Annotated in this window: 23 protein-coding genes and 3 pseudogenes; 19 read left to right on the top strand and 7 right to left on the bottom strand. The window is 34.8% G+C overall.

Annotation, left to right across the window (positions count from 1 at the left end):
• The first annotated feature begins 18 nt into the window (after positions 1–18).
• Both ACHABU_RS08380 and ACHABU_RS08375 read left to right on the top strand, forming a co-directional pair.
• On the top strand, positions 19–201 hold the full coding sequence (locus tag ACHABU_RS08380; RefSeq protein ID WP_435764297.1) for a hypothetical protein: 183 nt from the start codon (positions 19–21) through the stop codon (positions 199–201).
• A gap of 145 nt (positions 202–346) precedes the next feature.
• Complete coding sequence (locus tag ACHABU_RS08375) at positions 347–790, top strand: SRPBCC family protein (RefSeq protein ID WP_435764301.1); 444 nt, start codon at positions 347–349, stop codon at positions 788–790.
• Positions 791–1042: 252 nt separating this feature from the next.
• Here the strand turns inward: ACHABU_RS08375 and ACHABU_RS08370 are convergent, their stop codons facing one another.
• Positions 1043–1567, bottom strand: a complete 525-nt coding sequence (locus ACHABU_RS08370; protein ID WP_435764299.1) for a TetR/AcrR family transcriptional regulator — start codon at positions 1565–1567, stop codon at positions 1043–1045.
• A gap of 115 nt (positions 1568–1682) precedes the next feature.
• On the opposite strand from ACHABU_RS08370, the gene ACHABU_RS08365 reads away from it, so the two are divergent.
• From ACHABU_RS08365 to ACHABU_RS08340, 6 genes and pseudogenes are all read left to right on the top strand, one after another.
• Entirely contained in the window at positions 1683–2024 is a 342-nt protein-coding gene (locus ACHABU_RS08365; RefSeq protein ID WP_249869171.1) for a VOC family protein, read from the top strand.
• A gap of 248 nt (positions 2025–2272) precedes the next feature.
• Positions 2273–2455 (top strand): hypothetical protein, encoded by a 183-nt coding sequence (locus ACHABU_RS08360; RefSeq protein ID WP_435764297.1) that lies wholly within the window; start codon positions 2273–2275, stop codon positions 2453–2455.
• Positions 2456–2599: 144 nt separating this feature from the next.
• Positions 2600–3133: pseudogene (locus ACHABU_RS08355) on the top strand (dihydrofolate reductase family protein).
• Between the two features lie 167 nt (positions 3134–3300).
• On the top strand, positions 3301–3906 hold the full coding sequence (locus ACHABU_RS08350) for a hypothetical protein (RefSeq protein WP_435764295.1): 606 nt from the start codon (positions 3301–3303) through the stop codon (positions 3904–3906).
• A 192-nt stretch (positions 3907–4098) separates the two neighbouring features.
• Positions 4099–4656, top strand: coding sequence for a cysteine hydrolase family protein (locus ACHABU_RS08345; protein WP_435764293.1), 558 nt, complete (start codon positions 4099–4101; stop codon positions 4654–4656).
• A 297-nt stretch (positions 4657–4953) separates the two neighbouring features.
• A complete protein-coding gene (locus ACHABU_RS08340; RefSeq protein ID WP_435764291.1) occupies positions 4954–5478 on the top strand; it encodes a hypothetical protein in 525 nt (174 codons plus the stop codon).
• Between the two features lie 179 nt (positions 5479–5657).
• On the opposite strand, the gene ACHABU_RS08335 is transcribed toward ACHABU_RS08340, so the two are convergent.
• Entirely contained in the window at positions 5658–5861 is a 204-nt protein-coding gene (locus ACHABU_RS08335; protein WP_435764289.1) for a hypothetical protein, read from the bottom strand.
• Positions 5862–6125: 264 nt separating this feature from the next.
• Here ACHABU_RS08335 and ACHABU_RS08330 point away from each other — a divergent pair, with 264 nt between their 5' ends.
• Positions 6126–6662 carry a GNAT family N-acetyltransferase gene (locus tag ACHABU_RS08330; RefSeq protein ID WP_435764287.1) on the top strand — a complete coding sequence of 179 codons (537 nt, stop codon included), beginning with the start codon at positions 6126–6128 and terminating at the stop codon, positions 6660–6662.
• 95 nt (positions 6663–6757) lie between these two features.
• Positions 6758–7111 (top strand): cupin, encoded by a 354-nt coding sequence (locus ACHABU_RS08325; protein WP_435764285.1) that lies wholly within the window; start codon positions 6758–6760, stop codon positions 7109–7111.
• Between the two features lie 692 nt (positions 7112–7803).
• Here the strand turns inward: ACHABU_RS08325 and ACHABU_RS08320 are convergent.
• Positions 7804–7883 (bottom strand): annotated as a pseudogene (locus ACHABU_RS08320) (LysR family transcriptional regulator); the annotation flags it as partial.
• A gap of 127 nt (positions 7884–8010) precedes the next feature.
• Complete coding sequence (locus ACHABU_RS08315; protein WP_435764283.1) at positions 8011–9501, bottom strand: MFS transporter; 1491 nt, start codon at positions 9499–9501, stop codon at positions 8011–8013.
• A 529-nt stretch (positions 9502–10030) separates the two neighbouring features.
• On the opposite strand from ACHABU_RS08315, the gene ACHABU_RS08310 reads away from it, so the two are divergent.
• The 4 genes and pseudogenes from ACHABU_RS08310 to ACHABU_RS08295 all read left to right on the top strand — a co-directional run bounded on the left by ACHABU_RS08310 (position 10031) and on the right by ACHABU_RS08295 (position 13089).
• Complete coding sequence (locus ACHABU_RS08310) at positions 10031–11110, top strand: NAD(P)H-dependent flavin oxidoreductase (protein ID WP_435764281.1); 1080 nt, start codon at positions 10031–10033, stop codon at positions 11108–11110.
• Between the two features lie 86 nt (positions 11111–11196).
• Positions 11197–11596, top strand: a pseudogene (locus ACHABU_RS08305) (GNAT family N-acetyltransferase).
• Positions 11597–11723: 127 nt separating this feature from the next.
• Entirely contained in the window at positions 11724–12266 is a 543-nt protein-coding gene (locus ACHABU_RS08300) for a DUF1572 family protein (RefSeq protein WP_435764279.1), read from the top strand.
• A 139-nt stretch (positions 12267–12405) separates the two neighbouring features.
• Complete coding sequence (locus ACHABU_RS08295) at positions 12406–13089, top strand: HAD family hydrolase (RefSeq protein WP_435764564.1); 684 nt, start codon at positions 12406–12408, stop codon at positions 13087–13089.
• 107 nt (positions 13090–13196) lie between these two features.
• On the opposite strand, the gene ACHABU_RS08290 is transcribed toward ACHABU_RS08295, so the two are convergent.
• Positions 13197–13355, bottom strand: a complete 159-nt coding sequence (locus tag ACHABU_RS08290; RefSeq protein WP_435764277.1) for a hypothetical protein — start codon at positions 13353–13355, stop codon at positions 13197–13199.
• A 170-nt stretch (positions 13356–13525) separates the two neighbouring features.
• On the opposite strand from ACHABU_RS08290, the gene ACHABU_RS08285 reads away from it, so the two are divergent.
• From ACHABU_RS08285 to ACHABU_RS08275, 3 genes are all read left to right on the top strand, one after another.
• The gene (locus ACHABU_RS08285; protein WP_435764275.1) at positions 13526–14068 is read left to right on the top strand and encodes a 2'-5' RNA ligase family protein; all 543 of its coding nucleotides are present in this window, start codon (positions 13526–13528) and stop codon (positions 14066–14068) included.
• Between the two features lie 134 nt (positions 14069–14202).
• Positions 14203–14748 (top strand): GNAT family N-acetyltransferase, encoded by a 546-nt coding sequence (locus tag ACHABU_RS08280; RefSeq protein WP_435764272.1) that lies wholly within the window; start codon positions 14203–14205, stop codon positions 14746–14748.
• 557 nt (positions 14749–15305) lie between these two features.
• Positions 15306–16289, top strand: a complete 984-nt coding sequence (locus tag ACHABU_RS08275; RefSeq protein ID WP_435764563.1) for a tRNA dihydrouridine synthase — start codon at positions 15306–15308, stop codon at positions 16287–16289.
• A gap of 263 nt (positions 16290–16552) precedes the next feature.
• Here the strand turns inward: ACHABU_RS08275 and ACHABU_RS08270 are convergent, their stop codons facing one another.
• Together ACHABU_RS08270 and ACHABU_RS08265 are read right to left on the bottom strand one after the other, a co-directional pair.
• A complete protein-coding gene (locus ACHABU_RS08270) occupies positions 16553–17698 on the bottom strand; it encodes an NADH-dependent flavin oxidoreductase (protein WP_435764270.1) in 1146 nt (381 codons plus the stop codon).
• A 29-nt stretch (positions 17699–17727) separates the two neighbouring features.
• Complete coding sequence (locus ACHABU_RS08265; RefSeq protein WP_435764267.1) at positions 17728–18477, bottom strand: IclR family transcriptional regulator; 750 nt, start codon at positions 18475–18477, stop codon at positions 17728–17730.
• Between the two features lie 286 nt (positions 18478–18763).
• On the opposite strand from ACHABU_RS08265, the gene ACHABU_RS08260 reads away from it, so the two are divergent.
• Positions 18764–19615, top strand: coding sequence for a VOC family protein (locus tag ACHABU_RS08260; RefSeq protein ID WP_435764264.1), 852 nt, complete (start codon positions 18764–18766; stop codon positions 19613–19615).
• Between the two features lie 16 nt (positions 19616–19631).
• The gene (locus tag ACHABU_RS08255) at positions 19632–20714 is read left to right on the top strand and encodes an LLM class flavin-dependent oxidoreductase (RefSeq protein ID WP_435764261.1); all 1083 of its coding nucleotides are present in this window, start codon (positions 19632–19634) and stop codon (positions 20712–20714) included.
• The last annotated feature ends 42 nt before the right edge of the window (positions 20715–20756 follow it).

Raw genomic sequence — 20756 nt, 5'->3', positions numbered from 1 at the left:
ATCAAGGGGGTATTAAATATGTCTAAAGATGTTATTGTCATAGTAGCCATAGTTTCTGCTGTGATATGGATTGCGGTTTCCCGAGAGGCTGTAAAACCTTCAAAAGAGATAAATTGGCGAAAAATGATAACCTTACTGTTTGCAGGATCTTTATCGGCATTAGTTATAACCATTTCTCTTTTTCAAAGCCTGCCGTTTTAGTTCCGTTAAAGGGTGCATTACTGAAAGAAGGGTAATGCTCCTTCCTCATTCAAGTAATGGGCAGGATTGTTGAAGAAAAAAAGAATAGTAGAGGTTATATAATTATATAATAAAGAAAAATTAAGGGGTTTGGAGGATACTGAAAATGCCAGATATAAACCATAAAACCTATATTAAAGTACCTTTAGAAGAAGTGTATAAAACAGTTTCAACATCTAAAGGTTGGAATGCTTGGTTTACAGATGATACATCTTTAGAGATATATCCTGATGGAACTGGTGAAATACGATTGAGATGGACAAATTTCGGTAGTGAAAATGTAAATATTGAGGATGGGGGGAAGATACTTGAGGCAACTCCAAACAAAAGATTTGTTTTTCAATGGTCACCAGGAGAACAAAATTCAATAGTAACTTTTAAACTTCAGCCTTATAAAGACGGAACATTAGTAGTTCTTAATGAGAAGGGCTATACAAATTCAGAAAAGGATTTAAAAGCCTGTATTGGATGTGCAGTAGGTTGGGGAGAAGCATTAACATCTTTAAAGATATACTTAGAGTATGGAATTGTTTACAAACAGGATTTATAATTCTCTAAGTTATATGAGATCTTTGAAAAGTAATGTACATAAAGGTGATTGTGGTAATCATCCAATTCTTATTCAACAAATGTGTTACTTTAAGATTCAGCTGCCTATTCAGGCGGCTTTTTTCTAATGGGCAGGATAGTTTAAGAACAACTCTGAATTCATATCTAATTATAACTGGGCTCTAATAAAAGGGTCTGATTCATTAAGAATCAGACCCTTTTATTAGAAATTTATATTTGAAGAAAATCTAATTTAAAAATCGCTCTCACTCTTACTAAATATCCACTTAATTAATTTTATTCCTTGTTCGAGTGTTATTCTATTTTCCGAAATTGAATCCAGAATAGATCGCCAAGAAGAAATTATTACTATACTAATTGGCATATGGTGATTTGTATCAAATCCAGATAAATACTTTGTAATTTTATCCGGTGTTAGGGTTGTAGCTTCATCGCTTAATAATTTACATATATTTATTTCTACAGCGAATTTTAGGGATGTAATAAGTGCGGCTTCCAACCCTTGATCAGGTTTTTCAAAAACTGAAATAACTCCCTCCATTCTATCAACGATTCTTTGCTCCATTTCATTTTTAATAACTTCATACAGGTTTGCTTTTGAACCAAAGTGGTGATAAATTGCACCGGTTGTCATATTGGCTTTAGTGGCTAATTCGGTAATATTGACTCCTTTGTAGCCTTTAGTTCCAAATTCCTCTAACGCAACTTTAAGTATTTTATCTTTGCTTGAGCCTGGTATAGGTATCCATTCTTTCATCATACTTTCATTTTAGCATATTGACAGCTATCCGTAAATGGTTTATGTTTAACATAACAACATTATGAATTACATAATTGATTTACGGAAAATTATATTATAGGAGGAACATTAGATGAAATTATTATTTTTGTGTCACCCGGTTGAAAATATTAAAGAATCGACTGCGTTTTATCGTGATACGCTTGGTTTTAAAGAAGCTTGGCGGGAAGGAGATCATACTGTAACATTTCAACTACCCGATTCAGAAGTAAGGTTGATGATTGAAGATGATGAAAATGATTTGTTGCCTGGTGGTGTTTTTTTAGTGGGTAATGTAGATGATTTTTATAATCGAAATAAAGAAAAATTAGACTTTATAAAGTCACCAATTGATATTCCGCCGGGTCGCTATGCAATTTACAAAGATATCTCAGGCAATCCCATTAGAATACTTGATTTCACCAATGAAGATTAAATCTAAAAGAAGAGCGGTTTCTCCCTTGGAGGTGAAACCGTTCTTTTTAAAAATTTTGACCTAAGAACTTAATTTAGAATTGGCTTCTTGTTTAACTATCTGGTGCTTTTATACAACAATGAGGTCGTCAAAATGGCGGTCTTTTATTCTATTAGCAGGATTGTTTAATAGTGAAACTTTAATTTTTCTAATTCGTACATAAGGTACATTTAACGGAATAATACGTATAAATCAAGGGGGTATTAAATATGTCTAAAGATGTTATTGTCATAGTAGCCATAGTTTCTGCTGTGATATGGATTGCGGTTTCCCGAGAGGCTGTAAAACCTTCAAAAGAGATAAATTGGCGGAAAATGATAACCTTACTGTTTGCAGGATCTTTATCGGCATTAGTTATAACCATTTCTCTTTTTCAAAGCCTGCCGTTTTAGTTCCGTTAACGGGTGCAAGAGCTGAACAAGATAATAAGAGTATATGTATAATGCTGTTGATCTATCTGGCACAAGAGTTGAAGAATGAGATATTCTTTGTTACATTAATAAACGAACATGCATTCTAGTTTAACGGAGGATTTTATGAATAAAAAGCGAAATTTGGTATAATTTACTGCTTCGAGTTTAGATGGATATATTGCTACTAAAGGCGATTCACTTGAGTGGCTTTACAATGTCGAAGGTGAAGGTGATAATGGCTTTTCAGAGTTTTATGAAACGGTGGATACGGTTTTACTTGGTAAAAGGACTTACGATTGGATAATAAAACAAGATATTGAGGAATTCCCATATAAAAACAAAAAATGCTATGTGTTTACAAGGTCTTCTATTGAGGATACCGAAGATGTAAAATTTGTTAATGACGGTGTAACTAAATTTATTGAAAAATTAAAAAGCCAAGATGGGAAAAATATTTGGATTGTTGGTGGAGGAGAATTGTTACATTCTTTTATACAAGAAAAATTAGTTGATGAACTCATTATAACGGTTGCCCCTACTATACTCGGTAAAGGAATTCCGTTATTTAGAGAGGGAGATTATCAATTAGACCTTTCATTGAAAGGAATGAGAGACTTCAATCAGTTTGTAGAACTCCATTATGAAGTTAAAAACTAATAAAACTCTTATTGTGTTAACTGGTGCAAGAGTGAAACAAAGCGATCGTCTTTTTTTGGCAAATGTTTTTTGAATATTATGATATTATAAAGATAGAGTATTCTAACTAATTTAACAGGTAAGTGAAAGAGGAAAGTTTTTAAACATTTAAATTGGAGGGTATTTTTATGTTATTTCATTATCATTTTTGGACTCCTTATATGGAAGAAACAGAGAAATTCTATATAGAACAGGGATTTAGGATATCACAGCGTATAGGAAAGTTTCAAGGAGATTATCAATCATTTAATCCTCCATTAAATTGGGACGATTTTAGGGATAAAGATATTACATTTAGAATAATAGAAGCAAGAAAAGGTGCGATAAATATTACCTTTGGCTTTGGAAAAAAGGTTATGTTTGACCATATTGGTTTTTTGGTAAATGCTAATGAGCACGATGAAATTTGCAATAGAGCAAGAGAAATGAACTTTAATGTTAATTCAAATGATAGAAGAACTTTCATAGGGACACCATATGGATTTAGGATTGAACTTCAGGATAACTTGGATGCAATTGATGAACCTTCTGATGTAGCAAAAATAGAAGAATTGGAGTTATCTGTTCAAGCAGAAAACCTTGAGAAAAAATTATTCCAATTGCTTAATAATCAGGTAGCTAATGTCCATACCGTAAAAGGGAATAAAGTTACAATTAACAAAGCTGTTATGAAAGGTGTCTCGGTAGGGAATCAGACGGACCCTAATGGTGTACAAATAGCTGGGGGAATTTAAAAAAGTTATTAGACTATATGGTGCAAGAGTTAAACAGGGCGATCATCAAAGCAATCGTCTTTTTCTTCGAAGAGTGTTTTTTGAATATTATGGTATTATGAAGAAGAAGTTTTAGCGTGAAAAATTATAAGGGCATAACGATTAAATAAAAAATGTATAGCGTTTCTCTACATTTGAAAGGGGGAAAATTATTTGAATCAAGCATTATTAATTATTGATACTCAACAAGAATTAATTGATGGAAATCGAGAAGAAAATGCGATTTTTAATAAAGAGCAACTTATCAGGAATATAAATAAAGTGATTGAAAAATCAAGAAAAGCAGATGTTTCAGTTGTATTTGTAAGGGATCTCGATGTAGCTGAAGGAAAAGGTGATGGATTTCAAATTCACAGTGAAATCAATGTACCCACGGAAGCAAAGATTTTCGATAAATCTGCAACGAATTCCTTTTATGGAACAGGGCTTCTAGACTATTTAAAATCTCAACGGATTGAACATATTGTGATTATGGGCTGTGAAACACAACACTGTATAGATAGTGCTGTAAGAACAGCAACTATTAGTGGATTTGATGTAACATTAGTTGGTGATGGACATTCAACATTGGGGAATGATGTTTTAATCACAGAACAAATCATAAAGCATCATAACACCACACTTCACGGTCATTATAATGTTGATCACTTTTCAATTGTTAGAGATTCAGAGGAAGCCTTGTTTCGTCCAACTCACGACTCCTATAGATAATTTAAATTTAAGTGCGGTACAAAATTGTGCCGCTATTACTATTTTCTCTGCATTGGTTTGTATTTATTTAGACAAATGAGAGATGAAGCAGTCCTGGAGTATTAATAGTTCAGTTCATTAATTTAGGTACTAAATATTTTTTGTTCCATAATCTGATGCAATAGTTAAAAAAGAGCGATCACCAAAACGATCGGTTTTTTTGAGTTATATTTTTAAATACTATGGTAATATTGGATAGATTTATTGAACTAATGGGGCAGATTTGTTTAACAAGTTAGTGCTTTAAGGAGGTAAAGTATGGGGAAGAAAAAATTAGGAATTATAGTTGCCGGACTTATTCTAGTGATAGTGGTTTTCTTTTATTTTTATAATTCAAAAGAATTGTATGGAAATGATAAGGAATCCATAGTCAATGTAATTAACTCTATTAAAGGATACGAGGATAAACAAATTGAAATTCTAAAGATTAACGATTTCAATGAGGTTAGAATTGTAGGATTTTTGTCTAACAGTAATCCGTCTTATATCGAGTTTCATAAAAATCAGAAAGGTAACTATGAATGGAGGCATATTGAATCTGATAACGAATCATTTAGTATGTTTCTACCGTTAACGGGGAGTTCAAAAATGATGTTCGTGACGAATCATGACAATAAAATTGCTGAAATACAGGTTGATATAAACGGGGAAATCTTAGAACAAAAATTTACACCTTATAAAGGGTCTGTTGCTTGGGGTGATTTGCCTACAACAAATAAAGATAGTTACGAATTTCGGAATTATAAATACTACGATAAAGATGGAAATCTAATAAAAAGGTAATTAGATATTCAATTAACTGGTGCATTACTACAATAAGCGGCGGCGATTTTTTAGTAACTGGGCAGGTTAGTGAAACAATACAATCAAAATATCAAACAAAAATCCCTTCTTTCTGCAAAAAGATGCCGGCTGAAACGGCAGCCGGTCTCTATTTCCTAGGTGAAAAACTCCCGGGTTCGTTATTGATTTTTTCCAACTTGATTCATCGCTCTATGGATCGTTTCTACAACAAACGAATCACCATTTTCCAGCTCATTCAGTGTTAACGACCCATCCTTTAAACCTTCACATATTTCGTTTATATCTTCCTGCACTGACACTGGTACCAGGTTCCTGGTCATCATTTCTTGGAGTTCATTGGCTACTTTTGTTTCTTGATTCAATAAAAACACAACCTTTCAAAGATAGTCATCTTAGTATTGGTTTTGTAAATGTTTTTAATAAGTTCAGAATGAATTTTAGTTCACTGTTCCTTCTGTTAAGGGCGTTTTGTTAATATGTGAAATAAGGTACTTCAAGAAAATGGTGCATTACCACAAGAATGGTAATGCTATTTCTTCAAGTAACTGGGCAGCATAGTGTAAGTAAGAGTTATTTGTTATTGAATCAAATAGTTCAGATTACAAAATTAGAAAGGGGGATTAATAATGTATTACACATTGCAATCAAAGCGTTTAATTTTACGTCCTTATGAGTTAAAAGATGCCCCAAGAGTTCAGAAATTAGCAAATGTAAAAGAATTGGCGGAGACTACTTTCTTACCTCACCCATACACTTTAGAAATGGCTGAAAGTTGGATTAAAACTCATTCAAGTATTATTGAGGATGGAGATGCTTACCCTTTTGCTGTCATTCTTGAAAATGAAAAAGAACTGGTCGGTACAATGACTTTAAGAGTTGATAAATCACACAATAAAGGTGAGTTAGCTTATTGGGTTGGGAAAGAGTATTGGGGAAAAGGCTATGCAACAGAGGCTGCCAAAGAAGTAATTGATTTTGGATTTAATAGATTAAACTTAAATCGAATGTGGGCTCCTATAATGAGTAAGAATGTGGCTTCAGGTAAAGTATTGAAAAATGCTGGATTGACATACGAAGGAACTTTAAGACAAGAAATTTTAAGATGGGGTCAATATGAAGATACTGATATATATGGGGCTTTAAAAAACGAATACAATTACTAATTTACTACAACTATTTGGTAAACGATTGATCAATAACAGAATCACTTACTTCTCAAGCAAATGAGGCTTACTAATTGAGCAGGAGGTACAACATAATGGAATTTTATAAATTTAATAAAGATAACGGTAAAATAATCTCAAAATTTAATTCGAATTTTATTATGTCTCGTATTATTCAAACTAACAAGGTGACTAACATAGGATGTATGTACTTAGATGAAAAGGGCATTGTAGGATATCACCAAGCAGTAGTACCTCAACTTCTGTTAATCGTAAATGGGGAAGGATACGTCCGTGGTGAAAAAGAAGAATACTTCAAAGTCCAGTCTGGAGACGCTGTATTTTGGGAAAAAGACGAGTGGCACGAAACGAAATCAGATAAAAGATTGACTGCTATTGTAATTGAAAGTGAAGAATTAAATCCTTCATCATTTATGCTAGATAAATAGAAGTTGTTCCACTGAACAAGCTAATTGAAGGACCTCTCTTATTACGCTATATGGTGCGTTAATGTAAGAAGGGTTAACGCACCAATTTGTTTGATTAATTTTACAAATTGGAAGGATTAGTTCAATATTAAAGTAATATTACTGAAGTCGGGACATAACAGAATAAGACTTGTATCAACCACTTTAATTTTTATATTATTCTCTTTCAGTTTTTTCTTGCAGCTCCCCCGTTATTGCGTTGAACATCAAGTAAATCATACTTTTTCTGCTCTGATCCCATCCAATAACTTTTACGGGTGGAATATTTTTTTATAATAGCTAAACTATTTTCGTTTTACTTTATGAAGGGGAGTCATTTTTTCTAATATAAAATCAATGATGATTACCGGAGGGGGCTTAGCTTGTCATCGCATTAAAACTTTATCGTCCTGGTGTTTCTATAAAGGGTCCTGAAAGCATAAAAGATGACCTTGCCTTACACAATTATAAGGACATTCTGTTCTTGTTCGATTGTTTCCTTTAAATATTGAATATAGGCATTGGCCAGTGTGCTCTTAGGTACATTTTTATGGGGGATATATCCAACCTTTCAAGAAGTTCTGTCTGTTCAAGTACCTGCCTTGCATAACCTAAAAACTCCGAGCTTTCGATGGTAACCATAATTCCCTTATTAGTCCGAGAAAAAATTATAATGCCCATTTCCTTCTCCAACTCTTATTGCATTTGAAAGGCTTGGCTGACTAATAAACAACTTCTGTGATGCTTTGCTAATCGAAAGACTTTGCTACTTCGATCGGTTATATGCTTTCCTATCTGCCAAAAAATAGTGACTGTCCCTCCTTTAAGTATTAAAGCGAGAAGGCACTAGCACTAATACCTGGATACATAAAAACGTTTAATTAATCCTTCTTTGCAGCGGCTTTTTTCTCTTTTGCTGTAGTGATTTGTTCTCTTACTCTTGTTATTTCCGTTTGAATCTCTTCCATTTTCTTATCGCTAAGGCCATAGAATTTCATAGCGATGAGTGAGATAATCCAGCCGATAATCGGAATACCGAATATAAGAATCAAGGTCGCGATAAGCAATGGATATGTCAATGCTTCTCCCAATTGTGGGAACTCATCTTTGTAGCCAATCATTGCAACAACAATCCCAACAAGTGCAGGTGCCATTGCAGACATTACTTTATCGATAAAGGAAAAGATCGTTCCCATCATACCTGGTACAAATCTGCCTGTTCGATACGTTTCATAGTCGGCTACATCGGCAATCATTGGAATAACGATTGATGGTGTTAACGTTTCAATTCCACGAAGTAAGGCATAAAGAATTGTAAATAGAACCGTAGCAAACCCGATATTTTCGAGTGAGATTACATTCGGGTCGACTGACAGGAAGAAAACAATAAGAATGATTGATGTAATTAACCCCAGCCATGTAGCTTTTACCAGTGCATTCTTTAAACCTGTTTTTGAAGCTAACCGAACACCCAATAAAGTAATCAAAAGACTAGGTACAATTGTAATCATTGAAAAAGTACCGCTAAGTGCATAATCCCCCAACACAATACCAAAGAACATCACATAAATTGCCGGCTGTCTAAGCACCATGGTTGCAACTTTGTCTGTGGAAGCAGCAATAACTAACATTTGCAGTGGTCTGTTCCCTTTCAGAATTGGCCAGTAATCACGGAATTTTGTTTCTACATTTTCACCGGCAAGTCCAAAGTATTCCTTTCTATCTCTATTTTTAATCGCATATACTGCCAAAATCGTAAATAATCCTGCTAAAATAATGGCGTACATATTTAATTCCGTAAATAGAGACATCGTAAAATCTCCATGTTTAGCTACAAGATAATTGGCTACGAAAACTTGTCCACCAGTGAATACTACAATATTATATGCTGCATCGAATGCACTGAACAGCGGACGTTGTTTCGGATCATTCGTCAGAACGGTTTGTGCTGCCTTCGTACAAGCCGTCTGGAATGTATAACCAATAATATAAAAGATATAAACCAAAATGAAGAACGGTAATTGCCATACTTCCGGCAATAAATGCGTAATATTATACATAACTAAAACGGAACCAGCCAGAATAACGTTCCCAATAACCATCATCGGCCGGAACTTACCAAATTTAGATTCTGTTTTATCAATAATGAATCCAATAATTGGGTCAGTAATAGAATCAAGTACCCGACTAAATCCGATAACTGCACTAACAGCTACAACAGTTAAGCCAGCAATTCCTGTCGCATAATAGGCTATGAAACCGATAATGAATAAATATAAGTTTGTAGCTGTATTATTTAAGGCAAATAAACCAATCTGCCATACCTTAGCAGAATTATATTTATTATTGTTTTCAATTGTAGTACTCGACATTGTTGTTTTCACCCTTTAGTATGTTCTTATATATGTTTGTGTTGTATAGTTGTTATCGGAAATTGCAGTTCATAATTGAAAAACCTTGCCCAGTCTGCCATTATTCCTAACTGAATCTCCTTCCAGGTAATATCATTCCGCCTACAAGTCCCCCTGTTGTTAATCGGATCATAACTTAGTTTGATTTATCTACTGGAAAAACGCTTACATTCCGTAGCTTTTAACTAAGAATCAAAATAAACAGCGATACCAATAATCAAAATAATTATTAAAATTGAATTTTTTCCATTCCATTACCTCCCCGTATTTTTTTATTATTTGAAACTGTTCAAAGGTTATACATGGATTTGATATATTTACTAATCAGAATGTGAAGAAATGCACTTAAAGTAACTGGTGCAAGAATTGAACAAGACAATCAAATTTGATTGTCTTGTTCTTTTACTAATAATCTTAGGAATATTATGTTAACATTAAATAAATGAATAGTTAGAAAATATAAATAAATACAAATAACGAGGTGTAATTTATGCTAAATAATATAATTACAGAACTTTTGCATATTCAGTATCCGATTATACAAGCACCTATGGCGGGCGGAGTAACTACTTCGAAATTAGTTGCTGAGGTTTCAAATTCTGGAGGTTTAGGATCGATTGGGGCAGGCTATATGACCCCTATTCAAATGCGTGAACAAATTAGGGAAATAAAACAGTTAACATCCAATTTTTTTGGTATAAACCTATTTGTTCCCAACGAATTTGATATTACTAAAGACAAAATTAAATCAGCTAACAAGATATTACAGCCTATTCGTGAGCAATTGGGTTTACACCATCAAGATAACTTAGAAATTCCGAAATTTAATAATGTATTAGAAACATTTAATGAACAAATTAAGACTGTAATTGAAGAAAAAGTCCCTGTTTGTTCTTTTACATTTGGTATCCCTTCAAGCGAAGTTATTAGTGAGTTAAAACAACATAATATTATTCTAATGGGCACAGCTACTACTGTCAGAGAAGCAATTGAAAATGAAAAAGCAGGAATGGATATTGTTATTGTTCAAGGTAGTGAGGCTGGTGGGCATCGAGGTAACTTTATCGATGTGGAACAGGAGAGTTTAATTGGTTTAATGTCACTAATCCCGCAAGTTGTAGACCATGTAAATATTCCTGTTGTTTCAGCTGGAGGAATAATGGATGGGAGAGGGTTAATGGCATCTATTTGCTTAGGAGCGAAGGGTGTACAAATGGGAACGGCTTTTTTAACTTGTATTGAAAGTGGGGCTAATGAGATTCATAAAGAAGAAATTCTTAATGCTCACGAAGATCAAATGGTTTTAACTCGTTCATTTTCAGGAAAATGGGCAAGAGGAATTAAAAATAAATACATTTCAGAGATGCAGAAACATGAAGCAACTTTACCGAAGTTTCCTGTTCAAAACACATTAACTAAAGGAATTAGAAATGCTTCATCTTCACAAAAAAATCGGGATTTTATGTCTCTTTGGTCTGGACAAAGTCCAAGGTTAGCTGAAAACCAAACTGTTAACTTGTTAATTAAAAAGATTATTACAGAAGCAAAAAATATTAATAAAAGTAATTAACGTTTTACTAAACAAGGAAGATTTAATTGGAGACGGAAATAAGGATCAGAATAGCTACTGAAAAAGATTTAGATAGTATTCTTGCAATGCTTGAAGACGATGTTTTAGGAAGTAAGCGTGAACGTTATGAACAACCACTTCCTAATAGTTATATAAAAGCATTTAAAACTATAATCTGATCCTAATAACGAGTTAGTAGTTGCTTGTGACGGAAATGAAGTTATTGGGGTACAACAAATTATTCACTTTCACACCATATGTTACGCATCAAGGCGGATGGAGAGCAACTATTGAGGGGGTAAGAGCATCATCTTCTGTACGTGGTAAAGGTGTAGGCACTACACTTATTCAATGTGCAATCCAGCGTGCAAAAGAGCGTGGTTGTCATTTAGTGCAACTAACAACAAAAAAAGAGATGCCACTTTACTATTTTATGAAAGTTTAGGTTTTAAAGCAACACATGAGGGATTAAAAATGGAACTTTAAATTCTCTTTATTAAACTATAGGCAGTTTAACACAACAAGAAGATCGTCAATATGGCGGTCTTTTTTAACTATAGTGGAATGTAAGAATTGGTATTATGATATATACTAATCAGTGGGGTGGAACGTAATGACTGTTGGGAATGAGTATTTAAAAGTAGTTCAAGAAAGGTTTAGAAGTGTTAAAGAACTAGGAGATAAGACAATACAACAATTGTCAGAAGATGATATACACTGGGCTTTAAATCATTCATCTAATAATATTGCAATAATCGTGAAACATTTAAGTGGAAATATGATTTCAAGATGGACAGAATTTTTAACTTCTGATGGTGAAAAAACCTATAGGAAACGTGACCAAGAATTCGCAAACACTATATCTTCAAAACAAGAAATGATTTCTATTTGGGAAAGAGGTTGGAGTACTCTTACTAAAACAATTGATAATTTAAATGAAGAGGACTTATTAAAAAATATTTATATTCGTGGCGAAAGCCATACGGTTATTGATGCGATTGAAAGGCAAATGGCACATTACGCTTATCATATCGGACAAATCGTTTATGTTGGTAAGCAAATTAAAAATGAGGAATGGGAAAGCCTTAGTATTCCTAATGGGAAATCAGAAGAATATTTGCGACAAATGCTAAAAAGTAATCGAAAGTTAAAGTAAATATAAGTTTTCTTTTTAAGTTAAGTCAGCTAATAGAAGTTCATTTCTTGTTGCATTAAATGGTGCTTTAATACAGCAAGAAGACCGTCTGTACGGAGATCTTTTTAATTAATGGAGCATTTTAGGGGAGTGGATGAATATTATAAAAGCTGTTCTATTTGACTTAGATGGAACTTTGTTAAACCGAGATGCGTCAGTAAAGGCATTTATTGAGAAGCAATACCACCGACTAAATGTATGTTTAAATCATATTCCAAAGGATAAATACATAACAAGGTTTATTGAACTTGATAATAGGGGGTATGTTTGGAAGGATAAGGTGTATCAACAGTTAGTGAATGAATTTGATATTACAGGTTTGACTTGGGAAGAATTACTTCAAGACTGTATTAGTGAATTTAAACGTAGTTGTGTTCCTTTCTCTAACCTCATTAGTACGTTAGAGGAACTAAAAAATAAAGGTATTGTTCTTGGAATGATTACTAATGGAAAAGGGCAGTTCCAAATGGATAATATTAAGGCATTAGATATTCAAAAATATTTTAAGACAATTCTTATATCTGAATGGGAAGGAACGAAAAAACCTGAACCTCAAATATTCCAAATCGCCCTAGATAGACTTAATGTTTTACCTTCCGAAAGTATATTTGTTGGCGACCATCCAGAAAAAGATGTAAAGGCTGCTCAAAAGGTTGGTATGAAAGGTGTATGGAAAAGAGACTATCAATGGGATAACGTTAAAGCAGATTTCATAGTGGAAGATTTAAAGGAATTACCTTTAATTGTAGATAAATTAAGCCATCATAATATAAAATCTTGTTAAGCTAACTGATGCAATTCTATAAGAAGGCGGTTCTATTTTTGTCTTAAACTTTAAGCACAAATTGCAATTTTGCAGCGGAAAAATAAAAAACCACTCAGAGTGGTTTTTTAATCGTGCATAGCTCCTGCCTCTCGGGAAGTCATTGCACCTTGTCCTTCGCTGACATCTTTTTGAATTTCTTGTTTTACTTTTTGTGCATCAGTTCCTGCAAATTCTGGTTTCATAATAGAACTCAAATTCTCTTTAGCTTTTTTACCTTGTTGCATTACAAGTCCTCCTTTGTTATTTAACAATCTTACTTTTTACAAAAGAACGCTTGGTATGTCCAGAATATTTGAGCGAATGTCACTTAAAGTAAAAGGGGAAAGAGTTAAAATTCCCCTATTGTTAATGAAGAAACTGGCAGGATGTTAAATAAAGATTAGGGGGTAGTAAAATGGAGAGTTTCAAAAATGATACATATATAGTATTGGATTTACCAAAGAAAATTGCTGATAAAGTAAAGAAAATAAGGTCTGAATATAGTTATACAATGTCTTTTCCCGTCGAAATAACGGTTGCTGGCTCAAGTGGAATAGGGGTATTACAGTATGAACAAAACCCGAGTAATGTTTATACAACTATTAAAGATATAGCATTACGCACAAAGCCGATTAAAGGTATATTCGGAGAAGTCAGCAGCTTTCCAAATACGGATGTTTTCTTTTTCACATTACAAGATGAAATTTCTATTCGAGACTTTCACGAAGAGCTTGTAAAATCGAATATTAAATTTTTAGAAAATCCATTTCCTTATAAACCACATTGCACGTTATGTAACAACTCATCTCTAGTAGATATAGAAACTCAAGAGTTATTGTCAAAGGAAATTAGCGAGGAGTTCATTCTTGATACGGTGTCAGTTTATTCTCTGGAAAGAAAACCAAATGATAATATAGATGTTAGTTTGCTTGAAAGGGTTAATTTGTCTGGAAAATAGTAATTGTCTTCTTCAACAAACTGGTTCAAGAGTTGAAGGTGAGATTGAACGGCAGCTAGTTCTTTGTACTTAGGGGCAGGGGCAGTTTTGTTAAATAGTAAAAATAAATATATTTATAAAATGGGGTTACATAAATGGAGAAGTTGGAAACAAAAAGATTATTACTAAGACCATTAACTACTGTTGATTCTGAGAGAATTGAAGAATTGGCTGGGGAATACGATGTAGCTAAATCAACTCTGAATATTCCTCACCCATATCCAAAAGGTTCTGCGATACATTTTATTGAAAGTGTCCATGATACTGAAAGAAATAATATCATTATGTTGGCGATAACAGAGAAAGGATCACAACTTTTAATTGGTCTTATTAACTTAAATTTATCTTCACCTTATAGGCGAGGGGAATTAGCATATTGGGTTGGAAAACATTATTGTGGAAATGGTTACGGCACTGAAGCCGCAAAATTATTGTTGGAGTATGGCTTTAATCATCTTAAATTAAACAAAATATTTGCAGCATCATTTACCTCCAATCCTGGTTCTTGGAGAATAATGGAGAAAATAGGACTGAAATACGAAGGAACCTTAAAACAACATGTAGCTCGCTTTGGTCAATTTTACGATTTAGCTTACTATGGATTGTTGAAAGAAGAATTTGATACAGAATCACAAGAGTGAAGTAGAATTTAATAACGCTTTTTTTTAGTTTATTAAACTGAATGATGCTTTAGTTGAAGAATCGTTGAAAATAAATATAAGAAAAACCTCAATTCATTGAACTGAGATTTTTTTAATTTTAATTACAAATTTCAATACAATATACGGTGCAATACGTTATGCAAATCTAGAAACATTTAATAGTGTAATTTCAAGTTTTGCGATAGGTAACGAAACCCGTTATTATATTAAGAATTCTTTTTCTCATAATTCTTTCTTCTACTATGTCTAGCTAATAAAAACATTTGGCTGTGAAAATAAACATTTGCTAAACCGACCCTGTTTTCGTTAAAATAAACATTTCCAATCAGTTTGATAAAAAGTACTTAATCATGGTATAAGTATAAAAGAAGCAGGGACATTTCTGCTTTTTAATTTTGGCAGATAGGAAAGCATTAAACTTTCATATCTTGCATAAGTGCAACTAAGGCTATCGACTAAAGGCTTGGCGATAGCCACGTTTTCTAAGGATAAGGGTTTGACCAGATATCCCATAATGAGAGGATTTGAATTTGAATATGGTAGATAATTTTTGGCGTGATTTACCACGACCATTTTTTATATTAGCACCAATGGAAGATGTGACGGATGTTGTTTTTCGTCATGTAGTAAGTGAAGCGGGCAGACCAGATGTGTTTTTTACAGAGTTTACAAACACGGTGAGTTATTGCCACCCTGAGGGAAAAGAAAGTGTGCGTGGACGTTTAACTTTTACAGAGGATGAACAACCAATTGTAGCCCATATATGGGGCGATAAGCCTGAACACTTTCGGCAAATGAGTATTGGAATGGCGAAACAAGGTTTTAAGGGCGTAGATATCAATATGGGCTGTCCTGTACCTAATGTGGCACAGAAAGGGAAAGGATGCGGCCTGATCCGTCATCCGGAAGTTGCAGCAGAGCTAATAGAAGCAACGAAAGCAGGAGGATTACCCGTAAGTGTGAAGACAAGACTTGGTTACACGAATGTAGACGAGTGGCGCGACTGGCTAACACACATATTCAAACAAGACATTGCTAATCTTTCCATTCATCTGCGCACCAAAAAGGAAATGAGTAAAGTAGATGCTCATTGGGAACTAATCCCGGAGATTAAGAAACTTCGTGACCAGGTGGCACCAAATACACTTTTGACGATCAATGGGGATATCCCTGACCGTCAAACTGGCTTGCAACTCGTCCGTCAATACGGTGTTGATGGGGTTATGATTGGGCGTGGTATTTTTACAAATCCATTTGCATTTGAAAAAGAGCCGAAAGATCATAGTAGTAAGGAATTGCTTGATCTCCTAAGGTTGCATCTGGATCTCTTTGATAAATATTCAAAATTAGAAGCCCGTCCGTTCAGGCCTCTCCGTCGCTTTTTTAAGGTATATGTCCGTGGAATTCGAGGCGCGGGTGAGTTAAGAAATCAATTGATGAGCACAGAGTCAACAGATGAAGTGCGTGCATTGCTCGATAGCTTTGAGCGAGAGAATGTAGAGGTGGCGGGGGAAAAGTAGAAGTATTCCAATCAAGGTAAAAGCGAAGTGAAACGTTAAACTGATGTGACCCTAAGGAAGTTATATTCTATATTAAGCAGTTAATTGGCTGGTGTGAATGCGGTATTGAACCGGACTCATTCCCGCCAATTTTTGCTTATACGTTTGTTATTATAGTAATCTATATTGGAATATGAATTTAAAAATTAACAGTACGCAAATGGGAGATTATTATTCTCTTTAATATTTAGAATCATAATTTGTGCTTAACCTTTTTATGACCATCATGTCATTTTTGCCTCTTTTTTAACCGGAAACCAACCTTCAACCTCTAAAATTAATTTCCACAAAGGTGTTGGGACGACCGCTTTATGCTGATCGTTTTCTGTTAAGTGTTGAATGATAGTATCTTCCTTATCATCATTCGCTTTTTCAACCCAATGTGGATCAACGACAATGGCTCGTCCAAGTGCAACAAAGTCTGTTTTTCCCTTTTCTAAAACGAGTGCTGCATCATCAGGTGTATGAATGCTGCCGACACCAATTAGTGGGACACGCCCGCCAACATATTCGGCAATTAATTCGGTACGTGATTTTTCACTGACAATGCCTCGACGGGCTTTTGCCCAAGCATTTGTTGTTGCAATATGAAGATAATCGAGGTCTGCTCGAATCAAGTCATCCATTAACGCAAAAGCTTCCTTCATCGTGATTCCTGGTGTTTCTGGTTCTTCCGGTGAAAAACGATAACCGATTAAGAATGGTTTTGTTGCATGTTTTTCAATAACATTTTTCACTTCATCAATTAGTTTTAATGCAAATAAATTCCGATCTTTAAACGCATCTGTTCTTAAATTAGAATGCGGTGAAACGAATTGTTGGAGTAAGTAACCTGTTGCTCCGTGTAGTTCGACGCCATCAAACCCAGCTTCTATTGCGCGACGTGTTGCTTCACCAAAATCAGTGATAACTTCATATACTTCTTCTGTTGTTAATGCTCTTGGTACTTGATCGATACTATAAAACCCACGATCTCCAAGAGGTACAACTGCACTAGCACTAACGGTTTCACCATTTGGAGTAAGTCTTGGAACTGCTAAACGACCACCATGGTAAATTTGAACAACGCCTTTTGCTCCACCTTGATGAATAACCTCTGAAAGCTTTGTAAGACCATCAATTGTTCCATCATGATCAATACCCATTTGGCCATCAAAACCTTTACCGTTTTTTGAAACATAGGCACAAGCAGTAATGATGGTACCAACGCCATTTGAGCGTTCTTTGTAATAATCAAGCTCTTCTTGTGAAACATAATCATTATTATCTGCAGAAAAAGTCGTCATCGGAGCCATCATCAAACGATTTCTAACATGGACACCACTTTTAAATGTAAAATCTTGAAATAATTGTTGATTGTTGCTTTTCATGTTATTCCTCCGCCTGAATTAAATTTCTTTCAAATATCTAAAGTATCTATTTCTTTTGTGACTGTTTTGCTTCCTACAACTAGTTTTGTGGCAATATGCTTAATATTGCTACGTGAAATTTGCTCAGCTGGTGCTGCAATGGCTAATGCAGCAATCACTTCCTTATTGCGAAATACTGGTACGGCTACACAACGGATACCGACGTTCCGTTCCTCATCATCAAAAGCATAGCCGTCTTGATGAATCGCCTTCAAATGATAACGAAATAGTTGGGAGTCCTGGAACGTATTTTCTGTGGCGCGTTCCAGTGACATTTTATCGAGTAAATCCTCTAAGTTATGATCACCCAAATGGGCCAAAATTACTTTACCTAAAGCGGATAGATGCACTTTCGAACGATTTCCAATTTCTTCGTCTGCTGATTGGCGGAAAGGAGGATGTAATACCTGAGTCATGACAAGGTCAGTACCATCCACTTTTCCTAAGTAGGTGCTCATTTGCAGGTTTTGAGCTACTTGGTAGATAGAACGTAACGATGCCCAATCCTTTATAGAACGCTTTTCCAACCCTTCACTAAACATTTTAGGATTGAAAAAATATTGTGTTTGAATTTTATAGATATAGTTCATTTCTTCTAACGTTGTTAGTAATCGGAATGCTGTAGACTTACTTAATTGAAGTTCCTTCATCAGTTCTGCTAAAGTAATCCCTTGACTTTGTTTTACTGATTCCAATACGAGAAGTCCTTTTCTTAATGTAGATACTTGATTTTGTGACATTTGATCACCTCATCTTTTGCTAGTATAGGTGTTATGCGTTTTTTATACAAAATAATCCGAGAGAGTTTCATTATTTGAAACTTCATCGAGGGAATTTATAGTTTTCACAAAAGAGCCTTAACTAGATACTGGGGATTGGTGTCAGTCCATTTCATTATATCAGGGGCTCAAGTCAGTGAAAACGACAAAATTAATTACTTGACAATAACTAATTATAATTATAAAGTAAGTTACATAAAGTAACTGAATAAACTATTTAACTCTGATAAAAACTAGGAGGAATACGATGGGTTTCCACAGTAAACCAACAACATTTGTTGGCCATGTTAACATAAAGGTTGAGAATTTAGAAAGGTCTTTACAGTATTACAGGGAAATAATCGGATTCGATATTTTAGAACAAACATCTCAGAAAGCAAAACTTACCACAGATGGTAAAACAAGTATTTTATCATTGGAACAGCCCGAAGATGTCATTCCAAAACAAGGAAGAACGACGGGATTATATCATTTTGCTCTACTTTTACCTGAGAAAATTGATTTGGCTAATATCGTCGTTCATTTATCGGAAAAAGGTGTCCGTTTCGGTTCAGCGGATCATCTTGTAAGTGAAGCACTCTATTTACATGATCCTGATGGAAATGAGATTGAAATTTATATTGATCGAGACCCCACTGAATGGATTTGGAATGGTAAAGAAGTAGCCATGGCAGTGGACCCATTGGATTTCGAGAGATTATTAACGAATCGTGTGCCCGGTAAATCATGGAATGGTATGCCTGAAGATACGTTAATGGGACATATTCATTTGCATGTTTCTGAACTAGAAAAAACAGAAGAATTCTATGTGAAAGGGCTTGGATTTGATGTGGTTAGCCGTTATGGAAGGCAGGCATTATTCCTTTCAAAAGACAAATACCATCATCACATTGGCGTTAATACGTGGAATGGAGTAGGAGCACCAAAGCCGCTAGAAAATAGTGTAGGTATGGAATCTTTTACACTCATTTTACCTAATGAAGAAGCAATTAACGAAACAATCGATAGCTTGCAAAAGATAGGCGTTCCAGTAAACGTAGTAGAAGGAAGACAAATCACTTATGATCCGTCTGGAAATCGGATTGAATTAACGATTTAAGAGGAGAGAACGAGCATTGTCTACAACAAAACAGAATGGTATTGAAGTAGGAATATACACATTCGGAGATATAGGACCAGATCCTTTAACTGGAAAAACGATAAGTATGAAACAAAGAATGGATGAAATCATTAGGGCTGCAAAACTGGCGGAAGACGCAGGCCTCGATATATTCGGGGTAGGGGAGCATCATCGGTTAGATTATGCTGTTTCCTCTCCTGCAGTAGTTTTATCTGCCATTGCCGGGGCAACAAAGCGAATTAAGTTAACAAGTGCTACAAGTGTGCTAAGCACATTGGACCCGGTTCGACTATATGAAGATTTTGCTACATTAGATTTGATTTCAGATGGCCGTGCGGAAATTCTAGCTGGCCGAGGGGCTTTCATCGAATCTTTCCCACTTTTTGGGTACAGCACGGATGATTATAATGAGCTTTTTAGTGAGCACATGGATTTACTTTTAAAGCTGAATGAAAATGAAATTGTTACTTGGAATGGAAAGTTTCGTTCTCCTTTAAATGATGCGGAAATTTCTCCTCGACCTGTACAAAAACAACTGCCAATTTGGATTGGAGTTGGAGGGACACCTGAAAGTGCTGCTCGTGCAGGAAGATTGGGAGTCGGTATGGCCTTAGCCATATTGGGTGGTGATCCAATGAGATTTAAATCACTCGTTGATATTTATCGTAGGGCAGGTTTGCAGGCTGGACATTCACCAGATAAATTAAATGTTGGTGTTACGGGACACACATACCTTGCAAAAACAACAGAAGAGGCAAAGGATGAGTTTTATCCCTATTACGCTAATTACTGGAATTATGTTAATCGCCAACGTGGAATGGGGACAAGGATGTCAAGGGAGGATTTTGAACAATTAGCCAGCCCTGAAACAGCATTGTTTGTGGGAAGTCCAGAGCAAGTAGTAGAGAAGATTCTCCATCAACACGAATTGTATGGACATACACGTTTTCTAGCACAAATTGATATTGGTGGAATTCCATTTCAAAAGTTAGAGAAAAATATAGAATTACTAGCAACTGAAGTTATACCAATGCTAAATAAAGCAATTGGTCAGAACAAAGAGGAAACGTTTATTTAAAGTAACGGTAGCGTGGAAACTAATCATCTGGGTTTATGGCAA

Origin of the sequence: Oceanobacillus sp. CF4.6, assembly GCF_051262635.1 — a bacterium.
GTDB lineage: Bacteria > Bacillota > Bacilli > Bacillales > Amphibacillaceae > Oceanobacillus.
Note: the sequence above shows the minus strand (reverse complement) of the source record. Positions and strands in the feature narration are given on the sequence as shown.

Bases quoted from the DNA above. Each gene is read 5' to 3' on its own strand.
- ACHABU_RS08380 (WP_435764297.1), top strand. From the start codon at position 19: ATGTCTAAAGATGTTATTGTCATAGTAGCCATAGTTTCTGCTGTGATA.
- ACHABU_RS08375 (WP_435764301.1), top strand. From the start codon at position 347: ATGCCAGATATAAACCATAAAACCTATATTAAAGTACCTTTAGAAGAA.
- ACHABU_RS08370 (WP_435764299.1), bottom strand. From the start codon at position 1,567: ATGAAAGAATGGATACCTATACCAGGCTCAAGCAAAGATAAAATACTT.
- ACHABU_RS08365 (WP_249869171.1), top strand. From the start codon at position 1,683: ATGAAATTATTATTTTTGTGTCACCCGGTTGAAAATATTAAAGAATCG.
- ACHABU_RS08360 (WP_435764297.1), top strand. From the start codon at position 2,273: ATGTCTAAAGATGTTATTGTCATAGTAGCCATAGTTTCTGCTGTGATA.
- ACHABU_RS08350 (WP_435764295.1), top strand. From the start codon at position 3,301: ATGTTATTTCATTATCATTTTTGGACTCCTTATATGGAAGAAACAGAG.
- ACHABU_RS08340 (WP_435764291.1), top strand. From the start codon at position 4,954: ATGGGGAAGAAAAAATTAGGAATTATAGTTGCCGGACTTATTCTAGTG.
- ACHABU_RS08330 (WP_435764287.1), top strand. From the start codon at position 6,126: ATGTATTACACATTGCAATCAAAGCGTTTAATTTTACGTCCTTATGAG.
- ACHABU_RS08325 (WP_435764285.1), top strand. From the start codon at position 6,758: ATGGAATTTTATAAATTTAATAAAGATAACGGTAAAATAATCTCAAAA.
- ACHABU_RS08315 (WP_435764283.1), bottom strand. From the start codon at position 9,501: ATGTCGAGTACTACAATTGAAAACAATAATAAATATAATTCTGCTAAG.
- ACHABU_RS08310 (WP_435764281.1), top strand. From the start codon at position 10,031: ATGCTAAATAATATAATTACAGAACTTTTGCATATTCAGTATCCGATT.
- ACHABU_RS08300 (WP_435764279.1), top strand. From the start codon at position 11,724: ATGACTGTTGGGAATGAGTATTTAAAAGTAGTTCAAGAAAGGTTTAGA.
- ACHABU_RS08290 (WP_435764277.1), bottom strand. From the start codon at position 13,355: ATGCAACAAGGTAAAAAAGCTAAAGAGAATTTGAGTTCTATTATGAAA.
- ACHABU_RS08285 (WP_435764275.1), top strand. From the start codon at position 13,526: ATGGAGAGTTTCAAAAATGATACATATATAGTATTGGATTTACCAAAG.
- ACHABU_RS08280 (WP_435764272.1), top strand. From the start codon at position 14,203: ATGGAGAAGTTGGAAACAAAAAGATTATTACTAAGACCATTAACTACT.
- ACHABU_RS08275 (WP_435764563.1), top strand. From the start codon at position 15,306: ATGGTAGATAATTTTTGGCGTGATTTACCACGACCATTTTTTATATTA.
- ACHABU_RS08270 (WP_435764270.1), bottom strand. From the start codon at position 17,698: ATGAAAAGCAACAATCAACAATTATTTCAAGATTTTACATTTAAAAGT.
- ACHABU_RS08265 (WP_435764267.1), bottom strand. From the start codon at position 18,477: ATGTCACAAAATCAAGTATCTACATTAAGAAAAGGACTTCTCGTATTG.
- ACHABU_RS08260 (WP_435764264.1), top strand. From the start codon at position 18,764: ATGGGTTTCCACAGTAAACCAACAACATTTGTTGGCCATGTTAACATA.